At 62.2% G+C, this 23649-nt stretch carries 30 protein-coding genes; 16 read left to right on the forward strand and 14 right to left on the reverse strand.

All coding sequences use genetic code 11. The annotated features are described in order from the left end of the window. Positions 1-48: 48 nt before the first annotated feature. The 7 genes from acpS to folK form a co-directional block, all read right to left on the reverse strand. Complete coding sequence (acpS, locus tag DSM107133_RS15535; RefSeq protein ID WP_114294536.1) at positions 49-453, reverse strand: holo-ACP synthase; 405 nt, start codon at positions 451-453, stop codon at positions 49-51. A gap of 58 nt (positions 454-511) precedes the next feature. After that, a complete protein-coding gene (locus tag DSM107133_RS15540) occupies positions 512-943 on the reverse strand; it encodes an ABZJ_00895 family protein (protein ID WP_114294537.1) in 432 nt (143 codons plus the stop codon). Then, a complete protein-coding gene (locus DSM107133_RS15545; protein WP_114294538.1) occupies positions 936-1685 on the reverse strand; it encodes a pyridoxine 5'-phosphate synthase in 750 nt (249 codons plus the stop codon). The genes DSM107133_RS15540 and DSM107133_RS15545 overlap by 8 nt, the downstream gene beginning before the upstream one ends. 142 nt (positions 1686-1827) lie before the next feature. Next, positions 1828-2508 (reverse strand): DUF2062 domain-containing protein, encoded by a 681-nt coding sequence (locus DSM107133_RS15550; protein WP_114294539.1) that lies wholly within the window; start codon positions 2506-2508, stop codon positions 1828-1830. 26 nt (positions 2509-2534) lie between these two features. Further along, positions 2535-4676: a bifunctional (p)ppGpp synthetase/guanosine-3',5'-bis(diphosphate) 3'-pyrophosphohydrolase gene (locus tag DSM107133_RS15555; RefSeq protein WP_114294540.1), complete on the reverse strand. Its 2142-nt coding sequence runs from the start codon at positions 4674-4676 to the stop codon at positions 2535-2537. 20 nt (positions 4677-4696) lie between these two features. Then, positions 4697-5053, reverse strand: coding sequence for a DNA-directed RNA polymerase subunit omega (gene rpoZ / locus DSM107133_RS15560; RefSeq protein ID WP_114294541.1), 357 nt, complete (start codon positions 5051-5053; stop codon positions 4697-4699). Positions 5054-5159: 106 nt separating this feature from the next. Then, complete coding sequence (gene folK / locus DSM107133_RS15565) at positions 5160-5768, reverse strand: 2-amino-4-hydroxy-6-hydroxymethyldihydropteridine diphosphokinase (RefSeq protein WP_114294542.1); 609 nt, start codon at positions 5766-5768, stop codon at positions 5160-5162. Positions 5769-5865: 97 nt separating this feature from the next. Here folK and DSM107133_RS15570 point away from each other — a divergent pair, with 97 nt between their 5' ends. The 9 genes from DSM107133_RS15570 (at position 5866) to DSM107133_RS15610 (ending at position 11329) form a co-directional block, all read left to right on the forward strand. Continuing rightward, complete coding sequence (locus DSM107133_RS15570) at positions 5866-6441, forward strand: NYN domain-containing protein (RefSeq protein ID WP_114294543.1); 576 nt, start codon at positions 5866-5868, stop codon at positions 6439-6441. A 197-nt stretch (positions 6442-6638) separates the two neighbouring features. Beyond that, the gene (locus DSM107133_RS15575; RefSeq protein WP_114294544.1) at positions 6639-7379 is read left to right on the forward strand and encodes a LuxR C-terminal-related transcriptional regulator; all 741 of its coding nucleotides are present in this window, start codon (positions 6639-6641) and stop codon (positions 7377-7379) included. A gap of 71 nt (positions 7380-7450) precedes the next feature. Then, on the forward strand, positions 7451-8404 hold the full coding sequence (gene ispH, locus DSM107133_RS15580) for a 4-hydroxy-3-methylbut-2-enyl diphosphate reductase (protein ID WP_114294545.1): 954 nt from the start codon (positions 7451-7453) through the stop codon (positions 8402-8404). 10 nt (positions 8405-8414) lie between these two features. Further along, positions 8415-8810, forward strand: a complete 396-nt coding sequence (locus DSM107133_RS15585; RefSeq protein ID WP_114294546.1) for a VOC family protein — start codon at positions 8415-8417, stop codon at positions 8808-8810. A gap of 34 nt (positions 8811-8844) precedes the next feature. Next, positions 8845-9297, forward strand: coding sequence for a DUF3429 domain-containing protein (locus DSM107133_RS15590; protein WP_114294547.1), 453 nt, complete (start codon positions 8845-8847; stop codon positions 9295-9297). Beyond that, positions 9294-9869 (forward strand): class I SAM-dependent methyltransferase, encoded by a 576-nt coding sequence (locus tag DSM107133_RS15595; RefSeq protein ID WP_114294548.1) that lies wholly within the window; start codon positions 9294-9296, stop codon positions 9867-9869. The genes DSM107133_RS15590 and DSM107133_RS15595 overlap by 4 nt, the downstream gene beginning before the upstream one ends. Further along, on the forward strand, positions 9862-10323 hold the full coding sequence (gene rnhA / locus DSM107133_RS15600) for a ribonuclease HI (RefSeq protein WP_114294549.1): 462 nt from the start codon (positions 9862-9864) through the stop codon (positions 10321-10323). Before DSM107133_RS15595 ends, rnhA begins: the two co-directional genes overlap by 8 nt. Further along, on the forward strand, positions 10320-10709 hold the full coding sequence (locus tag DSM107133_RS15605; RefSeq protein WP_114294550.1) for a hypothetical protein: 390 nt from the start codon (positions 10320-10322) through the stop codon (positions 10707-10709). The genes rnhA and DSM107133_RS15605 overlap by 4 nt, the downstream gene beginning before the upstream one ends. Further along, positions 10706-11329, forward strand: coding sequence for a trimeric intracellular cation channel family protein (locus DSM107133_RS15610; RefSeq protein WP_114294551.1), 624 nt, complete (start codon positions 10706-10708; stop codon positions 11327-11329). The genes DSM107133_RS15605 and DSM107133_RS15610 overlap by 4 nt, the downstream gene beginning before the upstream one ends. Before the next feature lie 49 nt (positions 11330-11378). Here the strand turns inward: DSM107133_RS15610 and DSM107133_RS15615 are convergent, their stop codons facing one another. From DSM107133_RS15615 to def (DSM107133_RS15630), 4 genes are read right to left on the reverse strand one after another with little or no spacing between them, the layout of a single operon-like run. Next, complete coding sequence (locus DSM107133_RS15615) at positions 11379-11615, reverse strand: hypothetical protein (protein WP_114294552.1); 237 nt, start codon at positions 11613-11615, stop codon at positions 11379-11381. A 9-nt stretch (positions 11616-11624) separates the two neighbouring features. Continuing rightward, positions 11625-12530 carry a methionyl-tRNA formyltransferase gene (gene fmt / locus DSM107133_RS15620; RefSeq protein WP_114294553.1) on the reverse strand — a complete coding sequence of 302 codons (906 nt, stop codon included), beginning with the start codon at positions 12528-12530 and terminating at the stop codon, positions 11625-11627. 28 nt (positions 12531-12558) lie between these two features. Then, positions 12559-13053 carry a peptide deformylase gene (gene def, locus DSM107133_RS15625; RefSeq protein ID WP_114294554.1) on the reverse strand — a complete coding sequence of 165 codons (495 nt, stop codon included), beginning with the start codon at positions 13051-13053 and terminating at the stop codon, positions 12559-12561. Further along, positions 13050-13574, reverse strand: coding sequence for a peptide deformylase (gene def / locus DSM107133_RS15630; protein ID WP_114294555.1), 525 nt, complete (start codon positions 13572-13574; stop codon positions 13050-13052). The genes def (DSM107133_RS15625) and def (DSM107133_RS15630) overlap by 4 nt, the downstream gene beginning before the upstream one ends. A 99-nt stretch (positions 13575-13673) precedes the next feature. Here def (DSM107133_RS15630) and DSM107133_RS15635 point away from each other — a divergent pair, with 99 nt between their 5' ends. Continuing rightward, on the forward strand, positions 13674-14843 hold the full coding sequence (locus tag DSM107133_RS15635; RefSeq protein ID WP_114294556.1) for a MalY/PatB family protein: 1170 nt from the start codon (positions 13674-13676) through the stop codon (positions 14841-14843). 58 nt (positions 14844-14901) lie between these two features. Here the strand turns inward: DSM107133_RS15635 and DSM107133_RS15640 are convergent, their stop codons facing one another. Further along, positions 14902-16281, reverse strand: coding sequence for an MATE family efflux transporter (locus tag DSM107133_RS15640; protein WP_114294557.1), 1380 nt, complete (start codon positions 16279-16281; stop codon positions 14902-14904). A 208-nt stretch (positions 16282-16489) separates the two neighbouring features. Further along, entirely contained in the window at positions 16490-16855 is a 366-nt protein-coding gene (locus DSM107133_RS15645; protein WP_114294558.1) for a hypothetical protein, read from the reverse strand. Between the two features lie 195 nt (positions 16856-17050). Between DSM107133_RS15645 and DSM107133_RS15650 the strand changes: the two genes are divergently transcribed. Further along, positions 17051-18034: a glutathione S-transferase family protein gene (locus DSM107133_RS15650; RefSeq protein ID WP_114294559.1), complete on the forward strand. Its 984-nt coding sequence runs from the start codon at positions 17051-17053 to the stop codon at positions 18032-18034. Here DSM107133_RS15650 and DSM107133_RS15655 read toward each other — a convergent pair. After that, entirely contained in the window at positions 18031-18408 is a 378-nt protein-coding gene (locus DSM107133_RS15655) for a response regulator (RefSeq protein ID WP_114294560.1), read from the reverse strand. The two genes, DSM107133_RS15650 and DSM107133_RS15655, sit on opposite strands and share 4 nt — an antisense overlap. A gap of 181 nt (positions 18409-18589) precedes the next feature. Here DSM107133_RS15655 and DSM107133_RS15660 point away from each other — a divergent pair, with 181 nt between their 5' ends. The 5 genes from DSM107133_RS15660 to DSM107133_RS15680 all read left to right on the forward strand — a co-directional run bounded on the left by DSM107133_RS15660 (position 18590) and on the right by DSM107133_RS15680 (position 23162). Further along, positions 18590-19519: a threonine-phosphate decarboxylase gene (locus tag DSM107133_RS15660; protein ID WP_114294561.1), complete on the forward strand. Its 930-nt coding sequence runs from the start codon at positions 18590-18592 to the stop codon at positions 19517-19519. Further along, positions 19519-20427, forward strand: a complete 909-nt coding sequence (gene cbiB, locus DSM107133_RS15665; protein WP_114294562.1) for an adenosylcobinamide-phosphate synthase CbiB — start codon at positions 19519-19521, stop codon at positions 20425-20427. The genes DSM107133_RS15660 and cbiB overlap by 1 nt, the downstream gene beginning before the upstream one ends. 12 nt (positions 20428-20439) lie before the next feature. After that, on the forward strand, positions 20440-21603 hold the full coding sequence (locus tag DSM107133_RS15670; RefSeq protein ID WP_114294563.1) for a lytic murein transglycosylase: 1164 nt from the start codon (positions 20440-20442) through the stop codon (positions 21601-21603). 11 nt (positions 21604-21614) lie between these two features. Then, positions 21615-22004 carry a rhodanese-like domain-containing protein gene (locus tag DSM107133_RS15675; protein WP_114294564.1) on the forward strand — a complete coding sequence of 130 codons (390 nt, stop codon included), beginning with the start codon at positions 21615-21617 and terminating at the stop codon, positions 22002-22004. A gap of 141 nt (positions 22005-22145) precedes the next feature. Further along, a complete protein-coding gene (locus tag DSM107133_RS15680) occupies positions 22146-23162 on the forward strand; it encodes a PRC-barrel domain-containing protein (RefSeq protein ID WP_114294565.1) in 1017 nt (338 codons plus the stop codon). Positions 23163-23649: the final 487 nt, after the last annotated feature.

Genomic DNA, 23649 nt, shown 5'->3' on the forward strand with positions numbered 1-23649 from the left:
GCGGGTGCAGCGTCAGGGTGTCAAGGCGGGCCGCATGCGGCCAATACGTCACCCCGCTATGGGCCGCGCCTCGATCACCACAAAGGCCTGCGCCCAGGGGTGATCGTCGGTCAACGTGACGTGAATGATGGCCTCATGTCCCGCAGGGGTCATCTCGGCCAGCCGCTCGGCCGCCCATCCGGTGACATGCATCACCGGCTGGCCCGTGCGCAGGTTGCTGACCGCCATGTCGCGCCATGAAATGCCCATGCGCAGGCCGGTGCCCAAGGCCTTGGAACACGCCTCTTTGGCGGCCCAGCGTTTGGCATAGGTGCCGGCGACATCTTTACGCCGCTCGGATTTGGCCTGTTCGACATCGGTGAACACACGGTTGCGAAAGCGGTCGCCAAAACGGTCCAGCGTGCCCTGGATGCGCTCGATATTGGCCAGATCAGTGCCAATGCCCAGGATCATCGCCCCGATCCCCCGTCCTCGCAGACAGACAGCGCGCCAGATCTTCGCCGAGCAAAGCTCACGGCAACCGCCGCACTTCACTGCGCGCGCCAAGGGCAAAGAACACCCGCGCCACCAGCACATAAACAACGGCCATCGCAGCCACCATCACCGCCACGAAGCCAAAGCCCAGACTTGACAGATCGCCCAACATGTCAGGTGCGACCACCAGCACCACAGCCGCCAGCAGCATCGACAACATGACCCCGAACAGGGCAAACAGGCCCGCCATCTTCCACGCCTCCCGATTTTCGGGCCGCCGCCCTGTCGCACGCACGAAACGCGCGCCTTCGTTCAGCGTGGTCAGCATGATCGGGATCAACGAAATCCCGCCCGAACTCAGGTCAAATCCCAGATACTGGCGGATCAGAAAGATCAGCACCGGCAGGCCGATGCTCAGCCCCAGATAAAAGGTGGCAAACCGCGGGATGTTGAAACGATAGCTATCCACGGGCTTCGTCCATCAGGCGGCGCATCTCGGCAATGGCAGGCTGCAAACCGCGAAAGATCGCTTCGCCAATCAGGAAATGCCCGATGTTCAGTTCCATCACCTCGGGAAAGGCCGCCACCGGCTGCACCGTTTCATAGGTCAGCCCGTGGCCCACATGCACCTCCAGCCCCAGCCCGTGCGCGAATGCGGACATCTCGCGCAGCGCCTCCAGCTCGCGGTCGCGGTCGTCGAAACGGCCCTCGTGATGGGCGTCGCAATAGGCCCCGGAATGCAGTTCGATCACCTGCGCGCCAATGCGGTGCGCCGCCTCGATCTGACGCTGATCCGCCGCGATAAAGATCGACACGCGGCACCCGGCCTCGCGCAGCGGTGCGATGAAATGCGCCAGCTTGTTCTCTTCGCGCGCCACTTCCAGCCCGCCCTCGGTGGTGCGTTCCTCGCGCTTTTCCGGCACGATGCACACCGCATGGGGGCGATGGCGCAGGGCGATCTTCTGCATCTCTTCGGTCGCGGCCATTTCAAAGTTCAGGGGCACGTTCAACACCTCCATCAGCCCCTCGATGTCCGCATCCGAGATATGGCGGCGGTCTTCGCGCAAATGCGCCGTGATCCCGTCGCACCCGGCCTCCTGCGCAATCCGCGCCGCGCGCAACGGATCAGGGGTGTCGCCGCCACGGGCGTTGCGCACGGTGGCCACGTGATCGATGTTCACACCAAGACGAAGGGGGCCAGGGGCTGTCATAGGGTTTCTCCAGAAACTGTTTGCGCCGCAGACTAGTCGCAGAGCCGCCCAAGCGCGAGGGGTTCATTGTACCGATACATCCCCTTCATCTTGCCGGATAAACTCCGGGGGCGCGCCGCAAGGCGCGGGGGCAGCGCCCCCGTTATTCTTTGTCGGTGCGCGCTTCGGATTTGCTGGCCGCCTTGGCCGCCGCTTTCTCCGCAGCCTTGGCCTTCAGCGCCTCGAATTTGGCTTTGATCGCGCCCTTGCGCCGCTTCTGATAGGCCCGCAACAGCGGCACAGAGACGTAATAGGCAATGGTGCCACAGATAACGCCGGGAATAATGCCGCCCACAAGATAGGGAAAGAACACGTCATGAAAAAACCGGTCCAGCCCGGTCCAGTCGGTCGCATGGCCCTGTGCCACGGCAATCAGGTTGTCCCACAGGTCAGCCGCCGCGTCATAGAACTTGCCCCCGAATGAGCGGTGCTCGTCCGGGTCCATACGGGTGCCCAGCAGCCAGTGGCCGGTCTTCAGCGACGCTATACCAATCGGCACATAGGTCAGCGGATTGCCAAAGAACGTGGCCATCAGCGCCGCCAGCAGATTGCCGCGCATTGCCTTGCCAATCATCGCTGCCACCACAAAGTGCAGCCCGTAGAACGGCGTAAACGTCGTGAACACGCCCGCCCAGATGCCGCGCGCAATGCGTTCAGGCGTATCAGGCAGCCGCCGCACCCGGTGTTTGACGTAATGAAACGCCCGCGTCCAACCACCGCGCGGCCACAGCGCCTCGGCCAACGCGCGCAGGAACGGTTTGGGATCTCGACGTTTAAAGATCACCGGGTCTCAGTCCTTCCCGTTCGGGTTCAGTGTAAACGCGCCGGATCGGCAGCACCTTTTGTGACATCGCGGAAGCGTTCAATAGACGCAACCTCGCTTTCGGCCTCAAGTGTCAGCATCAGCGAATGCAAATGCTCCACGTCTCGCAGTTCAACATTTATCAGCAGCCGGTAAAAGTCCGGTTTCCGGTCCAAAAACTCCAAATCGGAAATATTTGCGCTGCTGTCGCCGATCAAGGTGCAGATCCGGCCCAAAATGCCCGCATTGTTGCCAATCGTCAGGTCCAGCGTCGCACCATAGACGGCCGGGTGGCTGCCATCGTGCCAGTGCAGGTCCAGCCAGCGGTCGGGCTGGTCGTCGAAATCCACCAGTCGCTGGCAGTCGATGGAATGCACCACAACGCCCTTGCCGCGATAGGTGATGCCCACGATCCTTTCGCCCGGCAAAGGCTGGCAACATGTCGCCCGCTCGAAACTCTGGCCCGGCGACAGACCGATCACCGCGCGGCGCTTGTCCACTTTTTTGCCCGCCTTGGGCGCCAGATCAGGGTAAATCGCCTGCACCACCTCGCGGCCCGTCAGCTCGGCACTGCCCAGCCGCGCCAGAACCTCGTCGCCCGATGCCAGCCGCAGGTGTTTGGCCACGGTGTCCAGCGCCTTGTCCGTCGCCTTGCGCCCCACGTTCGAGAATGCCGAACGCGCCAGCTCCTGCCCCAGCTTGATGAAACGCTCGCGGTCGGCCTCGCGCAGGGACCGGCGCACCGCCGACTTGGCCTTGCCCGTTGTCGCGATTTCCAGCCATGTGACTTGCGGCGTCTGCCCTTCGGCGGTGATGATCTCCACCGACTGGCCGTTCTTGACCCGTGTCCACAAGGGCACCCGCATTCCGTCCACCTTGGCCCCGACGCAGGCGTTGCCGATACGGGTGTGGATCGCATAGGCGAAATCAATCGGCGTCGCCCCGCGCGGCAGCTTCACCACATCGCCCTTGGGCGTAAAGCAGAACACCTGATCCGAATACATCTCAAGCTTGACCGCTTCGAGAAAATCGTCGTGATCGTCCTCGTCGTTGAACTGCTCGGTCAGCCCCGCGATCCACTTGACCGGATCAACCGCAAAGGGGTTCTGCGACCGCACCCCATCCCGATAGGACCAATGCGCCGCCACGCCGCTTTCTGCCACGTCGTGCATCTGGCGGGTGCGGATCTGCACCTCGACCCGTTTGCCGTCGCGCCCCGAAACCGTGGTGTGGATCGACCGATAGCCGTTGGTCTTGGGCTGGCTGATGTAATCCTTGAACCGCCCCGGCACCGCCCGCCAGCGCTGGTGGATCGTGCCAAGCGCGCGATAACAATCCTCTTCGCTTTCGGTAATCAGACGAAAACCATAGATATCCGACAGCCGCGAAAAGGTCAGATCCTTTTCCTGCATCTTGCGCCAGATCGAAAACGGCTTTTTCGCACGGCCAAAAACGTCGGCCTCGATCCCGGTCTTTTCCAGCTCTTTGCGCATGTCGTTGGTGATCCGCTGGATCACGTCGCCGGTTTCGCGTTGCAGGGTGACAAAGCGGCGGATGATCGACGCACGCGCCTCGGGGTTGAGCACCCGAAAGGCCAGATCCTCCAGCTCTTCGCGCATCCACTGCATCCCCATCCGGCCTGCAAGCGGCGCGAAAATATCCATCGTCTCGCGTGCCTTTTGCACCTGTTTGTCAACGCGCATGGATTTGATCGTGCGCATATTGTGCAGACGGTCGGCCAGTTTGACCAGAATCACCCGCATGTCCTTGGACATGGCCATGAACAGCTTGCGGAAATTCTCGGCCTGCTTGGTTTCCAGCGAGCTGAGTTGCAGGTTTGTCAGCTTGGTGACGCCATCGACCAGCGTGGCAACATCGTCGCCAAACAGCTCTGATACGGTCTTGTACGAGGCTTTGGTGTCTTCGATCGTGTCATGCAACAGCGCGGTGATGATCGTGGCATCATCCAGCTGCTGTTCGGTCAGGATCGCGGCGACCGCCACGGGATGCGTGAAATACGGCTCGCCCGAGTGGCGAAACTGCCCCTCGTGCATCTTGCCGCCATAGTCATAGGCGGCACGAATGAGTTTTTCGTTTGTCTTCGGATTATAGTTGCGGACCAGTGCGATCAGGTCATCGGCAGATATCATTTGGTCCGCACCTTAAGGCGTTAGCCCTGCCCCTGAGCCGCCATCAACTGACGCAGCAGCATCTCTTCGGTCATGCTGTCTTCGTCGGGTTTGTCAGCTGTTTCCTGACCCATCAAAAGCGCCATTGCGTCTTCTTCGGGCTCATCAACTTCGATCTGGTTCTGGTTGCTTTCGATCATCCGCTCGCGCAGGTCGTCGGCAGCCTGGGTTTCTTCTGCTATTTCACGCAGGGAAACGACGGGGTTCTTGTCGTTGTCACGATCCACAGTCACAGCCGAGCCCGCCGAAATTTCGCGTGCCCGATGTGCGGCAAGCATCACCAGCTCAAAGCGGTTGGGAACCTTATCTACACAGTCTTCGACGGTTACGCGGGCCATTTGGGTGCTCCTGCAGAGAACAATAATATCAGAAGACGTGTATTTAGGCGCATCTGCACCTGATGACAAGGCGAAAACAGGTGCCAAAGCGACGCAGCACCCGCCGCTACAGCGCCCTGACCTCCGCACGCAGGACGGGATCCAGCGCATCGCGCATCTGTAGCACGCTTAACCCGGACACCGGATGCACCCAATCGGGAGCGACTTCCGCCAGGGGCACCAGCACAAAGGCACGGTCCTGCATGCGCGGGTGTGGCAGGATCAACCGGTCCGGCGCTTCTTTCATCTGCCGCTCCAGCGGCAGGTCACGCCAGCGCCGATAGCCGGGCAGGTCCGGCAGTACCCGATCCCCGACCGCAATCAGATCCAGATCAAGTGTACGCTGCCCCCAGCGCTGCACACGGGCGCGCCCCAGTTCGGCCTCGATCCGGTGCAACTGCGCAATAATCTCTTGTGGCGTTGCATTCCATTCAAGCGCGAGAGCCGCATTGACATAGTCCGGACCAGCCCCTGCGGGAAAGCAAGGCGTGTTGTAAAATTGACTTGTCGCACGAATCACTGCCCCTGCTTTTTCAACACACGCATAGGCTGTTTTCAGCGTTTCGACGGGAGTTCCGGCGGAAGACCGCTCGTTTGACCCCACGGCAATCAGTATATCTGACCGGAATTGCATCAGGTGAATACCCCTTTTGACGCCTTGGGTGCCTTGCGGCATACTCAAAAATACTTATTTTCGCGCGGTACACTCTGTCTTAACTCAACAAGACACTCACGGAAACAGGCAGACAGGGTGATTTTCGAAAGGACGTTTTATGTTTTATAAGGACGAACGGCTTGCGCTGTTCATCGATGGGTCCAATTTGTATGCGGCTGCGAAGGCATTGGGCTTCGACATCGATTACAAACTGTTGCGTCAAGAGTTCATGCGTCGTGGGAAACTGCTGCGCGCATTTTACTACACCGCCTTGCTCGAGAATGACGAGTATTCGCCCATTCGCCCTCTGGTTGACTGGCTGAACTACAACGGTTTCACCATGGTGACCAAACCCGCCAAAGAATACACGGATTCGATGGGGCGGCGTAAGGTCAAGGGCAACATGGATATCGAGCTGGCGGTCGACGCAATGGAGCTTGCTCCGCGTGTGGATCACATTGTGCTGTTTTCCGGCGATGGTGATTTTCGCCCGCTGATCGAAAGCCTGCAACGTCAGGGCGTTCGCGTGTCGGTTGTATCGACCATCCGCAGCCAACCGCCGATGATTTCGGACGATCTGCGCCGTCAGGCCGACAACTTCATCGAACTGGACGAGCTGAAAGACGTTATCGGCCGCCCACCCCGCGATGAAGACTTTGCACCACGCCAGAACGCGGTAGCAAACGAACGCTAAGCGACGCAAAGGCGCCGCTTGTTTCTGACCGACTGCGCTGCCATCTGGCGCGTGGCTCAATGCTGAATGGCCGGACCTCTCGTGCAAGAGGTCCGGTTTTTCTTGAAATAAATTTTTTCGTCTTATGTTATCTTACACATTTTAGTGAAAACACCGCAGAACACGACCCCCCGAATAAGGGGGGGGTGCAGGGGTAGATGCAGAGTAAAATAGCGGCCATTGATAAGGCCAAAGATATCCAGACACTTTGGGCACTGACGCTTGAAGGACTCGCCGAAAGCGGCATTGATCACGTCATTTACTTGACGGTGAACAGCGACTTCGGTGCGCCGTTCGCGTTGACCAACCGGCCCGACATCTACGCGACGTTGCAACCGCAGGAGGATCCGTTTCTGGCGCATTGCTGTCGCAGCTACGCCATCAGCTTTACGGGCTACGAATTCCTGTCTGAACACGCCTACCTGCCCGACACAGCCAGGGATTTCATCAAAGACGCCGCCGCACATGGTTTTTTGTCGGGGCTTGGCATTCCCATGCGCCTGGAAGGATCGCAGCGCTTTGGCGGCTTCAACCTTGGCACCGGCCTGTCGAGCGCCCAGTTCAATGACCGCATCGCCCCCAAGGCCGAAGCCTTGCGATTTTTCTGCCTGATCGCCCACCGCAGGATCGAAGAGCTGGCCCGCGAACAGGACATCCAACCGGATCCAGCCTTTCGCGACCTCAAGGTCGCGCCAGGGTTCGCGGTGACCGCAGACCTCAGCGCGCGCGAAAGTGAGCTGATCTATCTGGTCGCCAGCGGGCTGAGCCGCAAGGAATGTGCCCGGATGTGCGAAATCTCGCCGCATACGGTTTCGGACTACCTCAAGTCCGCTTATCGCAAACTGGGCGTGAAAAACCGCGCCGAAGCCGCGCAACTGATCTGGCGCAAAGGCGACTGAGCCGCGCCCACAGGGTTTACGCGGCCCGCCCGACATCCTACCTGTCTGATATCGCCATGCCGGAGCCTGATATGCCGACCAAACCGCCCCTGACCCTGTTCCTTGCCGCCCCGCGCGGGTTTTGTGCAGGTGTCGACCGTGCCATCAAGATCGTGGAAATGGCGCTCGAAAAATGGGGCGCGCCCGTCTATGTGCGCCACGAAATCGTGCACAACCGCTTTGTCGTCGACGGGCTGCGCGACAAGGGGGCCATCTTTGTCGAAGAGCTGGACGAATGCCCCGACGACCGGCCCGTTATCTTCTCGGCCCACGGCGTCCCCAAGGCCATCCCCGCCGCGGCCGAGCACCGGCAGATGGTCTATGTCGATGCCACCTGCCCGCTGGTCAGCAAGGTCCACATCGAAGCAGAACGCCATTCCGAGGCGGGCTTGCAAATGATCATGATCGGCCACGCCGGACACCCCGAAACCGTAGGCACCATGGGGCAATTGCCCGAAGGTGAGGTGCTGCTGGTGGAAACCCCCGATGACGTTGCCCGCGTCACGGTGCGCGACCCTGCGCGACTGGCCTATGTCACGCAAACCACCCTAAGCGTGGATGACACCGCTGACATCGTCGCAGCGCTCAAGGCGCGCTTTCCCACCATCGTCGGCCCCCACAAGGAAGACATCTGCTATGCCACCACCAACCGGCAGGAAGCAGTCAAGGCCATCGCGCCGAAATGCGATGCCATGCTGGTTGTCGGCGCACCCAATTCGTCAAACTCGCGTCGTCTGGTCGAGGTCGGCGCACGCGCAGGCTGCGATTACGCGCAACTGGTGCAACGGGCCGCCGACATCGACTGGCGCAGCCTTGAAGGAATCGCCTCAATCGGCGTCACCGCCGGTGCATCCGCCCCCGAAGTGTTGATAAACGAGGTGATCGACGCGCTGAAAGCCCGCTTTGACGTGACCACCGAACTGGTGGAAACCGCCGTGGAAAACGTCGAATTCAAAGTCCCCCGCGTGCTGCGCACCCCCGCCTGAGGAGAGAGATATGCCCAAGACCAGCGGCCTCGATCACCTTGGTCTTGCCGTGCGTGATCTGGACACGACCACGGGGTTTTTCGTCAAATGTCTGGGCTGGCTGCAAACTGCCCAGGATCTGACCTATCCGCGCAACACCGTCACCGACGGCAGCCTGCGTCTGACCCTGTGGCAAGCGGACAAATCCGCCCGCGCCTTTGACCGGCACACCCAGATCGGCCTGCATCATCTGGCGCTGTCCGTCCCCGACCATGCCAGCCTGATCGCCACCGCCGAACTGGTCGCGGGCTGGCCCGGCGTGACGGTCGAATTCATGCCCGAACCCATGGGCGACGGCCCCCGACAGCACATGATGTTCGCAGAACCCGGCGGGCTGCGTCTTGAGCTGGTCTGGAACGGCGACTGACCTTCTCCCACTGTCTGACAGGACCGATGCCCCGATGATGCAAATCCCCCGCGCACCTTTCATACTGGGCCTGTTGGGCCTGATCCCCTTTGTCTGGGGCGCTGCCACCGGATTGAACGCCGATCTGGCCGACTGGTGCCTGCGCACGCTGGGCGCACGTTTTGTCGGCCCCTACATCCAGCTGTTTTACGGCGCGGTGATCCTGTCGTTCATGTCCGGCGTGCTGTGGGGGTTCGCCACCAAGGCACAAGGCGCACAAGCCGCAACAGGCTATGCCCTGTCGACCATTCCCGCACTCTGGGCCTTTTTGATGACAGGCAACGGACCCCAAGCGGCGGGGCTGAACCTGATGATCGGCTTTGCGGGTCTGCTGCTGCTGGATTTCGCATTCTGGCGCTGGGGGCTGGCGCCCGCGTGGTGGATGTCGCTGCGGCTGCTGCTGACCGGCATCGTTCTGATCTGTCTGGCCATCGGGGTCTTCGCATGAGTGACAAGACCACATTGGATGTCTACGCGGCCAAAGCCGCAGATTACGCCACCATGACCGACCACGAAGACCCGCAACTGACCGACTTCATCGCCACCCTTGGCACGGGTCGCGTGCTGGATCTGGGCTGCGGCCCGGGGCGCGCTGCCGGACGGATGGCGCAGGCAGGCTTTGACGTGGTCGCCATGGACGCTGTTCCCGAAATGGTGGCCATGGCCGCGCAACACCCCGGCGTGACAGCGCAGCTTGGCACCTTCGACGACATCAGCAGCCAGTTTGACGGCATCTGGGCCAACTTCAGCCTGCTGCACGCCCCGCGCGCCGACATGCCACGCCATCTGGCGGCGCTCAAGGCGGCCCTGCGGGTGGGCGGGCTTTTCCACATCGGCATGAAGCTGGGCACCGGATCGGCCCGCGACAGCATCGGCAGGCTGTACACCTATTATTCCGAAGACGAACTGGCCGGCCTGCTGACCAGCGCGGGGTTTACCATCGACGCCCGCGTATTCGGGCGCGACAAGGGGCTGGACGGCACCTATGCCAACTGGCTATGTCTGCGCGCTCATGGCTGATTTATTTGCATATACCGATGGCGCGTGCAGCGGCAATCCCGGCCCGGGAGGCTGGGGGGCCTTGATGCGCGCAATGGACAACGGCGCGGTCGTCAAGGAACGCGAGTTGAAAGGCGGCGAGGCCGCGACCACCAACAACCGCATGGAACTGCTGGCTGCGATCAACGCGCTCGAGGCGCTGGAGCGCCCCAGCAAAATCACCGTGGTGACTGACAGCAACTATGTCAAAAACGGCATCACCGCGTGGATCTTCGGCTGGAAGAAAAACGGCTGGAAGAACGCCGCGAAAAAGCCGGTGGCCAATGCCGAACTGTGGCAGCGTCTGGATCAGGCGCAGGCCCGCCACGACGTGACCTGGAAATGGGTCAAGGGCCACGCAGGCCACCCCGAGAACGAACGCGCCGATGCGCTGGCGCGCGCGGGTATGGCCCCCTTCAAGACCAAGTCGAAATGAAGCTGGTCGCCTGCCCCGTGGCCCTGCACCCCGACGGAGCCCCCCGTCGTCTGGCCATCGCGACGCATCCGCAGCCTGCACTGGTCCACGCCGACATCGCCCCCGACGCCCGCCCCGAAAACACCGCCGCACAGGCACTTTATGCCATCGGCGGGCTGGAAACACGCGCCGCGCTGCTGCTGGGCACCTCTGACGACATCATCGCGGGCGAACGTTGGCATTTCGCCCTGTGCCGCACGGTGCCACCCGTGCGCGCCCAATGGCAGAACGCAGGCCCCGACGGAACCCTGCTACGCTTTGGCTGGCTGGCGCTGGACGACCCCCTGCCCGACGGCCTGACCGCGCCTCACGACCGCGCCATCGACTGGATCAAGGCCGCGCTATGAGCTGGCTGGCGCTTCTCGATTTCGGCTCGGTCATGATCTTTGCCCTGACCGGCGCGCTGGTCGCCAGCCGCGCCCAGATGGACCCCGTGGGGTTTCTGTTCATCGCCTGCCTGACCGCCATGGGTGGCGGCACCCTGCGCGACGTGCTGCTGGATCGCAATCCGGTGTTCTGGATCGCCCAACCCACCTATATCGCCGTCGCATGTGGGGCGGCCATCGTGGTGTTCTTCACCGCGCACCTGCTGGAAAGCCGCCTGCGCACGCTTGTCTGGCTCGACAGCTTCGCCCTTGCCATCGCCGTACCCGCAGGGGCGGGTGTGGCGCTTGACCTTGGCGCGCCTGCGCCCATCGTGATCCTGATGGGCATGATCACCGGCTGCATGGGCGGGTTGATGCGCGACGTGGTGGTGGGCGACGTGCCCGTGGTGTTGAAACTGGGCGAACTTTACGTCTCGGCGGCCTTTGGCGGTGCGCTGGCGCTGTGGTTCACTTCGGCTTACATCGCACCGGGCCTGCCTGCACTGGCCGCAGGGGCGGCTGTTACATGGGCCTTGCGCGCAGGCTCGCTGGCCTTTGGCTGGCACTTGCCCACCTACCGCTCGACCCCGCCAAAATCCTGAACCCGGTTATTTCTCTGATTTAGAAAATCCTCCCCGAAGGGCCGGCCCGCTACCTGCGCCAATGGGTCGGGACAATAATCAACGCCCCGATGCTGGACACAATCGCGTTCAGTCCCGCGCTGTTGAAGCCAAAGCCGAACATCAGCCGCACAAAGTAGAACAGAAACGCCCCGCCGATGCAGATGATGATGCTTTGCAAAATACCGTTGCGGGTGAACCCCGAGCGTTCAGAGACATAGCCGACGATCCCCGCAATCACCACGGTGCCGATCAGAACGGGAAACATCGCGTGCTCCTACAACTGTGTGCCTGCGGGCAAAGCGTTGCCGCGCAGGAACTCTGACGCATCCTGCGCCCCGCGCCCGGCCTTTTGCAAGCGGGTCAGTTGCACGGCACCCGAACCACATGCCACCCTCAGCGCATCATCCAGCACCACACCCGCATCGCCCTGCCCCTCGGCCAGACGGCTGCCCAGCACCTTGATGCGCACAGCGTCACGTTCAAACCAAGCCCCCGGAAACGGCGAAAGCCCGCGAATTTGCCGGTCGACCTCGACCGCATCGCGTGACCAGTCCAGCGCCGCTTCGGCCTTGTCGATCTTGTGGGCATAGGTCACGCCGTCCTCGGGCTGTGCCTGCGGGTGCAACCCGTCCAACTGCGCCAGCGCCTGCACAACAGCCGCAGCGCCCAGCGCGCTCAGCCGGTCGTGCAATTGCGCGGTTGTCTCGCTCATGCCAATCGGTGTCGCTTCGCGCAGCAGCACGGGGCCAGTGTCCAGCCCCGCCTCCATCTGCATGATGCACACGCCGGTTTCAGCGTCTCCCGCCATGATCGCGCGATGAATCGGCGCCGCCCCGCGCCAGCGCGGCAACAGGCTGGCGTGAATGTTCAGACAACCGCGCGCAGGTGCGTCCAGAATGGCCTGCGGCAGGATCAGCCCATAGGCCACGACCACCGCCACCTCCGCCTGCAGGGCCGCGAATTCCGCCTGCGCCTCGGCAGATTTCAACGACACCGGATGGCGCACTTCCAGCCCCAACGCCCCGGCGCGGGCATGGACCGGCGTCGGGCGGTCCTTCTTGCCCCGCCCCGCAGGACGCGGCGGCTGGCAATAAACGGCGGCAATTTCGTGACCCGCTTCAACCAGCGCGTCCAGCACCGGCACCGAAAAATCGGGCGTGCCCATAAAGATGATGCGCATCCTGTGTCCTTTCCTGACGGGCAGCCGATCAGCGGGATTTGCGCGCCTTGCGGATCAGCATATCGCGTTTCACACGGCCCAGATTGTCGAAATACATCCGCCCCGCCAGATGGTCGATCTGGTGCTGGACCGACCGCGCCTCAAGCCCGGTAAAATCGCGCCGGTCAATCACCCCCTGCGCGTTCAGAAACCGCACGGTGACCGCCTTGGGTCGGGTGATCTCGGCGTGCACACCGGGCAGGTTGGGCGAGGCTTCGGTGCCCGCCTCGACCTCGTCCGAAGCCATCAGAACCGTCGGGTTCGCCAGCAGAATCCGGCGGCTGCGGTCGGGCGTGGCATCAACCACCGCCACTTGCAGCATCACTCCGATCTGCGGCGCGGCCAGCCCCACACCGGGCATCGCGTCCATCGTCTCGACCATATCGGCCCACAGCGCGTGAATCTCGTCCGTGATCTCGTCCACTGGCGCCGCCGCCGTGCGCAGACGCTTGTCAGGCCAGGACAGGAACGGGCGCAGGGTCATGATTTCTCGCGGGCCAGTTCGCGTTTCAGCTTGGTCATCTTGCGGGTGATCATCTGGCGCTTCAGCGGCTTTAGATAGTCGATGAACAGCTTGCCATCCAGATGGTCGATCTCGTGCTGCACGCAGGTGGCCCACAGCCCGCCCATCTCTTCGGTCTGCTCTTTGCCGTCACGGTCGATCCAGCGCACCTGCACGTCGGCAGGGCGGGTCACGTCGGCAAAATGCTCGGGGATCGACAGGCAGCCTTCTTCATAGACATTCATCTCGTCCGAAACCGCGATGATTTCAGGGTTGAACATAATCATCGGCCGGGGAGCCTCGCCCTCGGCCTTGACGCAGTCCAGCACAATAACCCGTTCCAATACGCCCACCTGAGGGGCCGCCAGCCCGATGCCCGGCGCATCATACATTGTGGCCAGCATGTCGTCGGCCAGCGTGCGCAATTCGTCCGTCAGATCAGTGACGGGCGTGCAAAGCTTTTTCAGCCGTGGATCGGGGTGCAAAAGGATAGGGCGTTTCATGGCAGGTCATGTAGGGCAACTCAGGCTGCGGTGCAACGCCCCCTTGCGCTCGGCTGTGCGCACGTTAGCAATGCTTTCGTAATCACAGGAGAGTCCCTTATGAGTTTTGACGACATCATCGACCGCCGCGGCACCCATTGCGCAAAATGGGACATGATGGAGCCGACATATGGCGTCTCGCCCGATGATGGTCTGGCGATGTGGGTCGCAGACATGGACTTTGCCGCCCCCCAATGCATCGTCGACGCACTACAGGCGCGGGTCGATCACGGCATGTTCGGCTATTTCGGCGACGACAGCGCCTATCGCGGCGCGATCCGGTGGTGGATGAAGGAGCGTCACGGCTGGGACATCGACACCGACTGGATCTTTACCACCCACGGGCTGGTGAACGGCGCGGCCATGTGCATCGACACCTATACCCAACCGGGCGACGGTGTGGTCATGTTCACGCCGATCTATCACGCCTTTGCGCGTGTGATCAACGCCGCCGACCGGCGCGTGGTTGAATGCCAGATGGCCCTGAACGACGGCCGCTATGAACTGGATTTCGACGCATGGGACGCGCAGCTGGACGGCAGTGAAAAGCTGCTGATCCTGTGCAGCCCGCACAACCCCGGTGGCCGGGTCTGGACACAGGCCGAGCTGGAAGGCGTGGCAGCGTTCGCCAAACGGCATGACCTGATCATCGTATCGGACGAGATCCACCACGATCTTGTGATGCCCGGCAACACCCACATCCCGATGGCCAGGATCGACGGCGTCGCAGACCGGCTGGTGATGATGTCCGCCACGACCAAGACGTTCTCGATCGCGGGGGCGCATGTGGGCAATGTGATCATCCAGGACGCAGACCTGCGCGCGCGCTTTGCCAAACGTATGGGCGCACTGGGGCTGTCACCCAACGCATTCGGGCTGTTCATGGCCACAGCCGCCTATTCGCCCGAAGGCGCTGCATGGGTTGACGATGTGATGGACTATATCGCTGGCAACGCGCGTATCTTTGACGCGGGCGTGAACGCGATTCCGGGGCTGAAGGCGATGCCGCTCGAAGCGACTTACCTCAGCTGGGTGGACTTTGCAGGCACCGGCATGGACCGCGCGGAGATCACCCGCCGGATCGAGAAAGATGCGCGGATTGCCACCAACTACGGCCCGACATTCGGCAAGGGCGGCGAGACATTCATGCGCTTCAACATCGCCACACAACGCAGCCGCGTCGAAGAGGCGGTCAAGCGGTTGACCGCGGCCTTTGGCGACTTGCAGTAAACGCGACAAAGCGCAGCGCCCGACCGCAAGGTGGGCGCTGCAACGTTTTCATTCCGCATTATTTCAGCGTTTTGGCCTGTGGTGCCGTGTACCTTGGTCCGGTCTCGTCTGACCTCCATCTGCGCCACAGCACCCAAACCGTCAGCCCCAGCACCAGACACTCTGCCACCGGTCCTGCCAGCCAGATACCGACCTCGCCCCAGACCAGCGGCAACAACAGCGTCAGCGGCAGCCCGAACAGATAGGTGCGCGACAGCCCCAACAGCCCCGCACGCGGGGCGTCTCCGATGGCCTGAAAATGCGTCGCCACTATCATCAGCGGCCCGAACATGAACATCGTCGCCGTGGTGATCGGCAGGATCCGCGCCACCTGTGCGACGATCTGCGGATCATCGACAAAAACCGCCCCCAGCCCCGGCGCGCCCAACAGATACAGCACCTGCACGCCCAGCCCATAGACCAGGCCCAGACCCACAGCCATGCGCAGCGCGGCCTGCACCCGCACCCCCTGCCCCGCGCCAAAGGCATTGGCGGTGATCGTCTGGAACGCCATCGACAGCCCCAACAGTGGCAGAAATGCAAAGGTCATCAGGCGCGTGATGATGCCAAAGGCCCCCGAGATGGCATTGAACTGCGTACCACCCCAGATCTGGATCGCACCCAGCGTCACCGCCGCTGACAGCGACAGCCCCAGATACCCCAGGCTTGACGGAGCGCCCAGCGCCAGAAGCCGCCCCCAATAGGTCGGGTACAGCGGCCACACCTGCGGCGGTGGCTGGCGACGGCGCAACGCCAGAACCGCAGCCCCCGCGCAGACCTGCGACAGCAGCGTGCCAATCGCAGACCCCGCCACGCCCCAGCCCATCCCGACCACCAACAGCGCATCAAAGCCGATGTTCAGCAGCGCCGCCGACAGCATGATCGCCGCCATCGCGCCCATGCGGCCTTCGGCGCGCAGGGCATCAACCCCGATCCCGACAAGGAACCCAAGCGGCGCGCCATAAACAAGGATCGCGATATACAGATGACCGGTGGCCGCCAGACCGGCATCCCCCGCCGCCACGCGCAGCGCAGCGGCACCACCAAACAGGGCAAACAGCGCCATCAACGCCACGCTGACCACCAGCGCCAGTTGCAGCGCACTGCCCAGAATGGCACGGGCGCGCGCACTGTCACCCGCGCCCAGCGCCTGGGCATAGATGGCCGAGAACCCGTTGGCCACCAGCGTCGAAAGCGCCGCCAGCATCATATACAGCGGAAACATCAGCGTCACCGCAATCACCGCATGCGCGCCGACATAGACGCCCAGAAAATAGGCATCAACCACGGCAAAGGCACCGTTGACCCCCATCACCAGAATGATGGGCGCCGCCGTGCGCAGAAACAGCGGCAACAACGGGCCGCTCAGGAAAATATTGGAAGCGGGCGTATGCGTCATGGCGCACCCGCAAAGGACAGATAGAACATCTTGAGCCTCTTTCGGTCTCAGATGCGGTATCGGGAAGGGGCTCGCGTTGCCGTCAGACCGCATGTGTACCAAAAAGGGACCAGATGTCGGTTCCCGAACTTCACCATCAATGCGAGCGGCAGGGGTCGGACCCTTGCCTGCAAGTAGCCGCGCCGCAACGATGCGTCAAGCGTGCAGATCACATATCGACGGCAGGGCGGTCCATCAGCAGCGCTACGGGCGCGTCGGGTGACTTTTCGAAATCCAGCGCAGGTTTGTCCGCAACGGCGGTGGCGCGCTTGAATTCATAGATCATCTCGCCCGCCTCTTCGTCGGTGGCGACGATCAGACACTGGAACAGGTGGATGGCCCCGTCATACAGATCGACATAGCCGCGCAAATAGGGCGCGGTTGCCGCGTCGACCGAAAACCCGGTCTTCCACATGCGCAGCACCGGATGGGTCACCCCGTCAATGTTCACACGCAGGCGCGACGCCTTTTTCAGGCTGGCCAAACGGGCGCTGTCCAGACCGGCCTGAACCTCTTTGGGCAGATATGTCGTCATGGTCGTCCCCAGTTCTATCAAGATAAAACTTGGCCTAACTCTAACCAGCTTCAAGTGAATTTATCATGAAGCCCCAATTGCTGCACTGCGGCTGTTGCAGAAATGTGCGCCTGCGCAGAGCGGCTGCGCGGCGGCGGCAATGGGCCTTTGGCCTGCGCCGCCCTAGGTTTGTCCCAAGCAGCAAAGGAGAATGGCATGGGTTTGCTTGTTGACGGTGAATGGCACGACCAGTGGTACGACACGAAATCGTCGGGTGGGAAATTTGAACGCGCCCAAGCCAGGTTTCGCAACTGGATCACCGCAGACGGCACGGCGGGCCCTTCGGGCGCGGGCGGTTTCGCCGCCGAATCGGGCCGCTATCACCTGTACGTCGCGCTGGCCTGCCCCTGGGCCCATCGCACGCTGATCTTCCGCGCGCTCAAAGGGTTAACCGATCACATCAGCGTTTCGGTCGTGCATCCCGACATGCTGGGCGACGGCTGGTCCTTTGACTCCGATTACGACGGCGTAACCGGCGACACCCTGTACGGCCTGCCCTTTGCCCGCGACATCTACACCCGCGCCGACCCGAAATTCTCGGGGCGCGTGACAGTACCGATCCTGTGGGACAAACAGCGCGAAACCATCGTCAGCAACGAAAGCGCCGAAATCATCCGCATGTTGAACAGCGCGTTCAACGAGATCACCGGCAACACCGACGATTACTGGCCGTCCGAACTGCGCTCCGCCATCGAACCCGTCAACGACCGCATCTATGACACGTTGAACAACGGTGTGTACAAATCCGGCTTTGCCACCACACAGCAAGCCTATGACGATGCCGTGCACCCGCTGTTTGACACGCTGGGCTGGCTGGAAGACAGGCTGGGCCAGAACCGCTATCTGATGGGCGAGCAGATCACCGAGGCCGACTGGCGGCTGTTCACCACGCTGGTGCGCTTTGACAAGGTGTATCACACCCATTTCAAATGCAACCGCGCACGGATTACCGACTATCCCAACCTGTGGGCCTATACGCGCGAGCTGTACCAATGGGACGGCGTGGCCGAAACGGTCCATTTCGATCATATCGTGCGCCACTATTATTACAGCCACGAGACCATCAACCCGCACCGGATCATCCCGATCAATCCCGACCCCGATTTCGACGCGCCCCACGGGCGTGGCCAGGGTCTCTAGGCAGACCTTCGCGGGTGCCGCGAACCGTAATGTTCGACCATCGCGGCAAGATCTTCGGGCGGGGTTCCGCTTTGGACAAAGGCACAGGCGTTCTGGGCATGGGCAAAAATCGACCCGTCTGAAAAGAACGTCGTGTTGGTGACAAAGATGACCTGCACATCAGGGCAGCGGTAGCTGGCAAAATCGGACACGGCCAGCGCGCTGCCCTCCACCTGCACCAGATCAAGAATAATGATCTCGGGGCAATCCTCGGCAATCACGCGTATGGCGTCTTCTTGCGTGTGCGACACCCGCACATGCATACCTGACCGGACCAGATGTCTGCGCCACAGCTCTGCCAGCGCGGGTTCGCTTTCAACGATCAATACGTTCATATCCCTGCCACTTTGAATGCCGCACCCTCGATTTTAGAAGGGCGCCCAATTTATTAACAATTGGTTAATCGTCGGAACCAATCCCTAACAAGTCGGAAAATCGCTCAAAACCGGCTTGTTTCCGCCGCCGGACCCGTGTGATTAGAGCGATAAGCGGCCCAAATGGTCAAAGGACATCATCGTGGCACAAAACCGGGATCACGGCGGAAATCTGGACGCGGCGGTGGCCCGCTTTGGCGGCGCGCGCGCCAACTGGGTCGATCTGTCGACAGGTATCAATCCGGTGCCCTATCCGGTGCCCCGGATTGGCCCCGATGCATGGAACGCCCTGCCCGACGCCAGCGCCACCGCGCAGATCGAAGCCGCCGCGCGCACATTCTGGAAGGTGCCCGAGGGTGCCGATGTTCTGGCAGCGCCCGGCGCGTCGGCCCTGATTGCCCAGATCCCACGGCTGGCCAAGGCCGGCAGCGTTGCCATCGCAGGCCCGACCTATAACGAACACGCCGCCGCCTTTCAGGCGCATGGCTGGGATGTGGGCCCGCAAGGAACGGCACAGGTATTGGTCCATCCCAACAACCCCGACGGACGGCTGTGGACCACCACCGACCTGCAAGCCAGCCTGCGCGTGATCGATGAAAGCTTTTGCGACGTAACGCCCGACGCTTCGCTGATCGCGCAGGCCAAGACCCCCGGCACCGTGATCCTGAAAAGCTTTGGCAAATTCTGGGGGCTGGCAGGGCTGCGTCTGGGCTTTGCCATTGGCGACCCTGCACTGATCGGCGCACTGCGCGCCATGCTGGGGCCATGGCCCGTGTCGGGCATTGCCCTGGCCACAGGCACCGCCGCCCTGTCAGACCCCGACTGGGCCGCGCAAACCCGCGCGCGGCTTGCACAGGATGCGGTGCGGCTGGACGATATCATGAAAGCCAAAGGGGCCACCGTGGTCGGCGGCACCGACCTGTTCCGCCTGTACAACGTTGACGATGCAACCGCATGGCGCGACCGTCTGGCCGCCGCCCATATCTGGAGCCGCGTCTTTCCCTATTCGGGCACATGGCTGCGCCTTGGCCTGCCCGCCCCCGACCGTTGGGCACAGATCGAGGCCGCCTGATGGACACCGCCCCCCTGCTGATCCTGGCCCTGCTGCTGGACGCCGCATTGGGCGAACCGAAATGGCTGTGGGCGCACCTGCCGCATCCTGCGGTGCTGATGGGGCGCGCGGTCAGCGCCCTCGACCAGCGGCTGAACACTGGTCACAACCGCAAATGGCGGGGCATTTTTGCTGTCGTGCTGCTGGTGCTGGGGGGCGGAGCCATCGGCGCAGCCCTGTCCCTGTTCGGCCCCGTCATCATCACCCTCGCCGCCGCGATCCTGCTGGCGCAGCGATCACTGGTGCAACATGTCAGCGCCGTAGCAGACGGCCTGCGCATGTCGCTGCAACAGGGACGCCGCAACGTGGCGATGATCGTCAGCCGCGACACTCGCGACATGGACGCCAGCGCCACCGCCCGCGCCGCCATCGAAAGCGCCGCAGAAAACCTCAGCGACGGTGTTATCGCCCCCGCCTTCTGGTTCCTGATCGGCGGCCTGCCGGGGCTGGTGATCTACAAGATGGTGAACACAGCCGACAGCATGATCGGCTACCGCACCGAGAAATACCTGCACTTCGGCTGGGCCGCTGCGCGTCTGGACGATGTGCTGAACTGGATACCGGCCCGCCTGACCGCCCTGATGATCGCGGGGCTGTCCGGCGGCCTGAACCAGTGGTCTGACATCACCGCCGATGCCCGCCGCCACCGCAGCCCCAATGCAGGCTGGCCCGAGGCCGCAATGGCCCGCGCCCTTGATATCGCGCTGGCCGGCCCGCGCAGCTATGACGGCACAATCCAGCCGCTGGCATGGGTCAACGCAGGCGGACGCGTGCCGCTGACAGCAGCAGACATTGACGCCGCCTGTGCGATACTGTGGAAGACATGGGGAGTGTTTCTGGGCCTTGCCGCCCTTCTTTCCTTGTTCTGAACTGGACCCGATATGCTGCGCCTTGCCACTTTCGCCCTTGCTCTGACCCTGCCTGTAACGGCCTTTGCCCAATGCGGCGGCTCTTTTGCCGACTTCAAGGCGGGGCTGAAAGCCGAAGCCGTCAGCATGGGCATCCCCGCCGCATCCGCCGATGCGTTCCTGTCGGGTGTGCGTCAGGACCCTGCCGTGCTCAAGGCCGATCAGGCGCAAGGCGTGTTCCAGAAACCCTTTATCGAGTTTTCGCGCCGCCTGATCTCGTCCCAGCGACTTGAAAAGGGCAAGCAACTGGCACAGCAATACGACAGCGTCTTTGACAACATCGAAGCAACCTATGGCGTCGACCGCACCGTGCTGCTGGCCTTCTGGGCATTCGAGACGGATTACGGCGCGTTTCAGGGAGATTTCAACACCGCCAACGCGCTGGCGACGCTGGCGCACGACTGCCGCCGCCCCGACCTGTTCCGCCCTCAGGTGCTGGCCGCGATGCAACTGCACGCCGCCGACGACTTTGATCCGCGCACAACCACGGGCGCATGGGCAGGCGAGATCGGCATGGTGCAAATGCTGCCCATGGACATCATCGAAAACGGTGTGGATGCAGACGGCGACGGCCATGTCAGCCTGAAAACCTCCGCCCCCGACGCGCTGACCTCGGGCGGCAAGATGCTGCACCATCTGGGCTGGCAGGCGGGGCAGCCGTGGCTGCAAGAGGTCAACGTGCCCGCCGCGATGGACTGGTCGCAAAGCGGGCTGGACACGGTCAAATCCACCGCCGACTGGCAGGCGCTTGGCGTCGAGGCACGCAACGGCACACTGGCCGACCTGCCCGCCTCGCTGATCCTGCCGCAGGGCCACAAGGGGCCGGCCTTCCTCGCCTATCCCAATTTCAACGTCTATTTCGAATGGAACCAGTCGTTCACCTATGTGCTGACGGCGGCCTATTTCGCCACCCGTCTGGGCGGCGCACCCGTCTATGATGCCGGCACCCCCGAAGCCGGACTGGACAGCACCCAGATGAAGCAATTGCAACAACGTCTGAAAGACAGGGGCTATGATGTCGGCAAGATCGACGGCATTCTGGGGTCAGGCACCCGCACCGCAGTGCAGGCCGAACAAAAGCGTCTTGGCCTGCCCGCCGACGCTTGGCCGACCCCTGCACTGCTGAACCAACTTTGAAAGACACGCAAATGGCCCTTACCAAAACCAGCGCCCAGATGGTCGCAGATGCCCGCGCCCGTATCGAGGAAATCGAAACCGCCGACCTGATCGCAATGGTCGACGACCCCGGCGTGCAAATCGTCGACCTGCGCGACCCGCGCGAACGCGAGCGCACCGGTTACATCCCCGGCAGCTTTCACTGCCCGCGCGGCATGCTGGAATTCTGGGTGGACCCCGACAGCCCCTATTTCAAAGAGATCTTTGCCGAAGACCGCAAATTCGTGTTCCACTGCGCCTCGGGTTGGCGCTCGGCGATTTCGGTCGATACGTTAAATGACATGGGATTCAAAGCGGCCCATCTGAAAAACGGTTTCTCGGAATGGGTGAAACTGGGCGGACCCGTTGAAACCAAGGGATGATTCCGGTCTTGCCCCCTGAATAGGCAAAAATCCGCGCTACATCAAATGACATAAGGAACCGAAATTACTACGAAATTTCAGGAACCACTCTCGATCCCCGGTGTTCTGCTGACATCAAGTCAACACGATCAGGAGGATCACATGAAACACTTTCTAGCAACCACCGCAGCCGCCGCTCTTCTGGCAACCTCAGCCTATGCACAGACGGCGCCGGCGCAATCGCCCTTTGTTGATTCAGCCGCTGAATCCGTCGCAGATGCGCAAACCGTGCGCGCCTCGAACCTGATTGGCAAATCGGTCTATGTGACCGCAACAGACGTGACCACCCAAGAGATCGACACAGACGCAATTGACTGGGAGCGCGTCGGCGAGGTGGATGACCTTGTCATAAGCCCCAACGGCGAAATCAACGCTGTTCTGCTCGACATCGGGGGCTTCCTTGGCCTGGGTGAACGCACTGTGGCGCTGAGTGTCGACCAGCTGAAACTGGTCAGCGGTATGAACGACGGCGACGACTATTACGTCGTGTTCAACGGCAATGCCGCCGCGCTGGAAAACGCACCTGAATATGATGTGGCCGCGATTGGTGCCTGGGCCGATGACAGCCAGGCTGATGGAAGTCCGGTCGCAACAGATACGGCAGCGACGGAGATGGAAAAAGCAACCGATCCTGCGATGACGGACACGGACAGCGCAGCAGCCGAACCCGATGTGAGCACGGGCGATCCGGCGATGGCCGACACAGACACGGCAGCGACCGGCGACACGACGGCGGACACATCCATGGAGACGGCCGAAGCTGACAGCACGATGTCGGCCGAAGACCAGGAAATCTATTCCGCAGCGCCTCCGGCCGTCTCGGTTGACGGCTGGACCCAGGTTCAGCTGGACGAGCTGACAACAGAAGACCTGACAGGTGCAGTGGTCTTCGACGCCCAGATGGAAAACATCGGTGAAGTCGGGGAACTGTTCGTTTCGGCTGACGGCCAACTGACAGGGGCCGAGCTGGACATCGGCGGATTTCTGGGCATTGGCGAGGACCACGTTCGTGTGGGCATGGACAGCCTGAACATCCAGCGCGACATGGAAGTCGGTGACGTCCGCGTCTACGTCGACCTGACCGAGGAAAGCCTGAAAGCGATGAAAGAAACCAAGTAAGCTTTGCTTGCCGCGCCGTCTATCGCCCGTCCCTTTCGGGGCGGGCGTTTTCGTGTTCAAGGTGGTGAATGTCAGGTGACTTTGATTTTCGCTTCACACCATTGCTCCAACGCAGACAACCGGACATTCGGGCAGGCCGCAGCGAAAGACAGGATCGAGCCCTGAATGATCTACCCACACAGGGCAGTGCCCGACCGCGGGTGGGCATCGCTACGCAGGCGGGGGCCACTTAATTTCAATGTTTTGGCGTGTGGCTAAAGAACTGCAATACGGTGAGAAAGCGCCCGCCCATGGGGCGGTCGGGCGCTGCCCGGCGGTGCTACGCACCTTGATTCCGGGCTTTGGTGGATGGGTTTGCGCCCGCCCGTCACGCCAGAGGCGTGCCGACTGTAGATGGCGCACCTTTGGTGCGACGGGCGGTCGGGCGCTGCCCGGCGGCACTACGTGCCTTGTCTCAGACTTTCCGTGGCTCTTCTGCGAAGGTGGA

It is taken from the genome of Pseudosulfitobacter sp. DSM 107133, from assembly GCF_022788695.1.
Lineage (GTDB): Bacteria > Pseudomonadota > Alphaproteobacteria > Rhodobacterales > Rhodobacteraceae > Pseudosulfitobacter.

What these genes read in the sequence shown, in the direction of transcription:
- acpS (WP_114294536.1), bottom strand. Translation starts at nt 453, where the DNA reads ATGATCCTGGGCATTGGCACTGATCTGGCCAATATCGAGCGCATCCAG.
- DSM107133_RS15545 (WP_114294538.1), bottom strand. Translation starts at nt 1,685, where the DNA reads ATGACAGCCCCTGGCCCCCTTCGTCTTGGTGTGAACATCGATCACGTG.
- DSM107133_RS15555 (WP_114294540.1), bottom strand. Translation starts at nt 4,676, where the DNA reads ATGATATCTGCCGATGACCTGATCGCACTGGTCCGCAACTATAATCCG.
- rpoZ (WP_114294541.1), bottom strand. Translation starts at nt 5,053, where the DNA reads ATGGCCCGCGTAACCGTCGAAGACTGTGTAGATAAGGTTCCCAACCGC.
- folK (WP_114294542.1), bottom strand. Translation starts at nt 5,768, where the DNA reads ATGCCGCAAGGCACCCAAGGCGTCAAAAGGGGTATTCACCTGATGCAA.
- DSM107133_RS15570 (WP_114294543.1), top strand. Translation starts at nt 5,866, where the DNA reads ATGTTTTATAAGGACGAACGGCTTGCGCTGTTCATCGATGGGTCCAAT.
- DSM107133_RS15575 (WP_114294544.1), top strand. Translation starts at nt 6,639, where the DNA reads ATGCAGAGTAAAATAGCGGCCATTGATAAGGCCAAAGATATCCAGACA.
- ispH (WP_114294545.1), top strand. Translation starts at nt 7,451, where the DNA reads ATGCCGACCAAACCGCCCCTGACCCTGTTCCTTGCCGCCCCGCGCGGG.
- DSM107133_RS15585 (WP_114294546.1), top strand. Translation starts at nt 8,415, where the DNA reads ATGCCCAAGACCAGCGGCCTCGATCACCTTGGTCTTGCCGTGCGTGAT.
- DSM107133_RS15590 (WP_114294547.1), top strand. Translation starts at nt 8,845, where the DNA reads ATGATGCAAATCCCCCGCGCACCTTTCATACTGGGCCTGTTGGGCCTG.
- DSM107133_RS15595 (WP_114294548.1), top strand. Translation starts at nt 9,294, where the DNA reads ATGAGTGACAAGACCACATTGGATGTCTACGCGGCCAAAGCCGCAGAT.
- rnhA (WP_114294549.1), top strand. Translation starts at nt 9,862, where the DNA reads ATGGCTGATTTATTTGCATATACCGATGGCGCGTGCAGCGGCAATCCC.
- DSM107133_RS15605 (WP_114294550.1), top strand. Translation starts at nt 10,320, where the DNA reads ATGAAGCTGGTCGCCTGCCCCGTGGCCCTGCACCCCGACGGAGCCCCC.
- DSM107133_RS15610 (WP_114294551.1), top strand. Translation starts at nt 10,706, where the DNA reads ATGAGCTGGCTGGCGCTTCTCGATTTCGGCTCGGTCATGATCTTTGCC.
- DSM107133_RS15615 (WP_114294552.1), bottom strand. Translation starts at nt 11,615, where the DNA reads ATGTTTCCCGTTCTGATCGGCACCGTGGTGATTGCGGGGATCGTCGGC.
- fmt (WP_114294553.1), bottom strand. Translation starts at nt 12,530, where the DNA reads ATGCGCATCATCTTTATGGGCACGCCCGATTTTTCGGTGCCGGTGCTG.
- def (WP_114294554.1), bottom strand. Translation starts at nt 13,053, where the DNA reads ATGACCCTGCGCCCGTTCCTGTCCTGGCCTGACAAGCGTCTGCGCACG.
- def (WP_114294555.1), bottom strand. Translation starts at nt 13,574, where the DNA reads ATGAAACGCCCTATCCTTTTGCACCCCGATCCACGGCTGAAAAAGCTT.
- DSM107133_RS15635 (WP_114294556.1), top strand. Translation starts at nt 13,674, where the DNA reads ATGAGTTTTGACGACATCATCGACCGCCGCGGCACCCATTGCGCAAAA.
- DSM107133_RS15640 (WP_114294557.1), bottom strand. Translation starts at nt 16,281, where the DNA reads ATGACGCATACGCCCGCTTCCAATATTTTCCTGAGCGGCCCGTTGTTG.
- DSM107133_RS15645 (WP_114294558.1), bottom strand. Translation starts at nt 16,855, where the DNA reads ATGACGACATATCTGCCCAAAGAGGTTCAGGCCGGTCTGGACAGCGCC.
- DSM107133_RS15650 (WP_114294559.1), top strand. Translation starts at nt 17,051, where the DNA reads ATGGGTTTGCTTGTTGACGGTGAATGGCACGACCAGTGGTACGACACG.
- DSM107133_RS15655 (WP_114294560.1), bottom strand. Translation starts at nt 18,408, where the DNA reads ATGAACGTATTGATCGTTGAAAGCGAACCCGCGCTGGCAGAGCTGTGG.
- cbiB (WP_114294562.1), top strand. Translation starts at nt 19,519, where the DNA reads ATGGACACCGCCCCCCTGCTGATCCTGGCCCTGCTGCTGGACGCCGCA.
- DSM107133_RS15670 (WP_114294563.1), top strand. Translation starts at nt 20,440, where the DNA reads ATGCTGCGCCTTGCCACTTTCGCCCTTGCTCTGACCCTGCCTGTAACG.
- DSM107133_RS15675 (WP_114294564.1), top strand. Translation starts at nt 21,615, where the DNA reads ATGGCCCTTACCAAAACCAGCGCCCAGATGGTCGCAGATGCCCGCGCC.
- DSM107133_RS15680 (WP_114294565.1), top strand. Translation starts at nt 22,146, where the DNA reads ATGAAACACTTTCTAGCAACCACCGCAGCCGCCGCTCTTCTGGCAACC.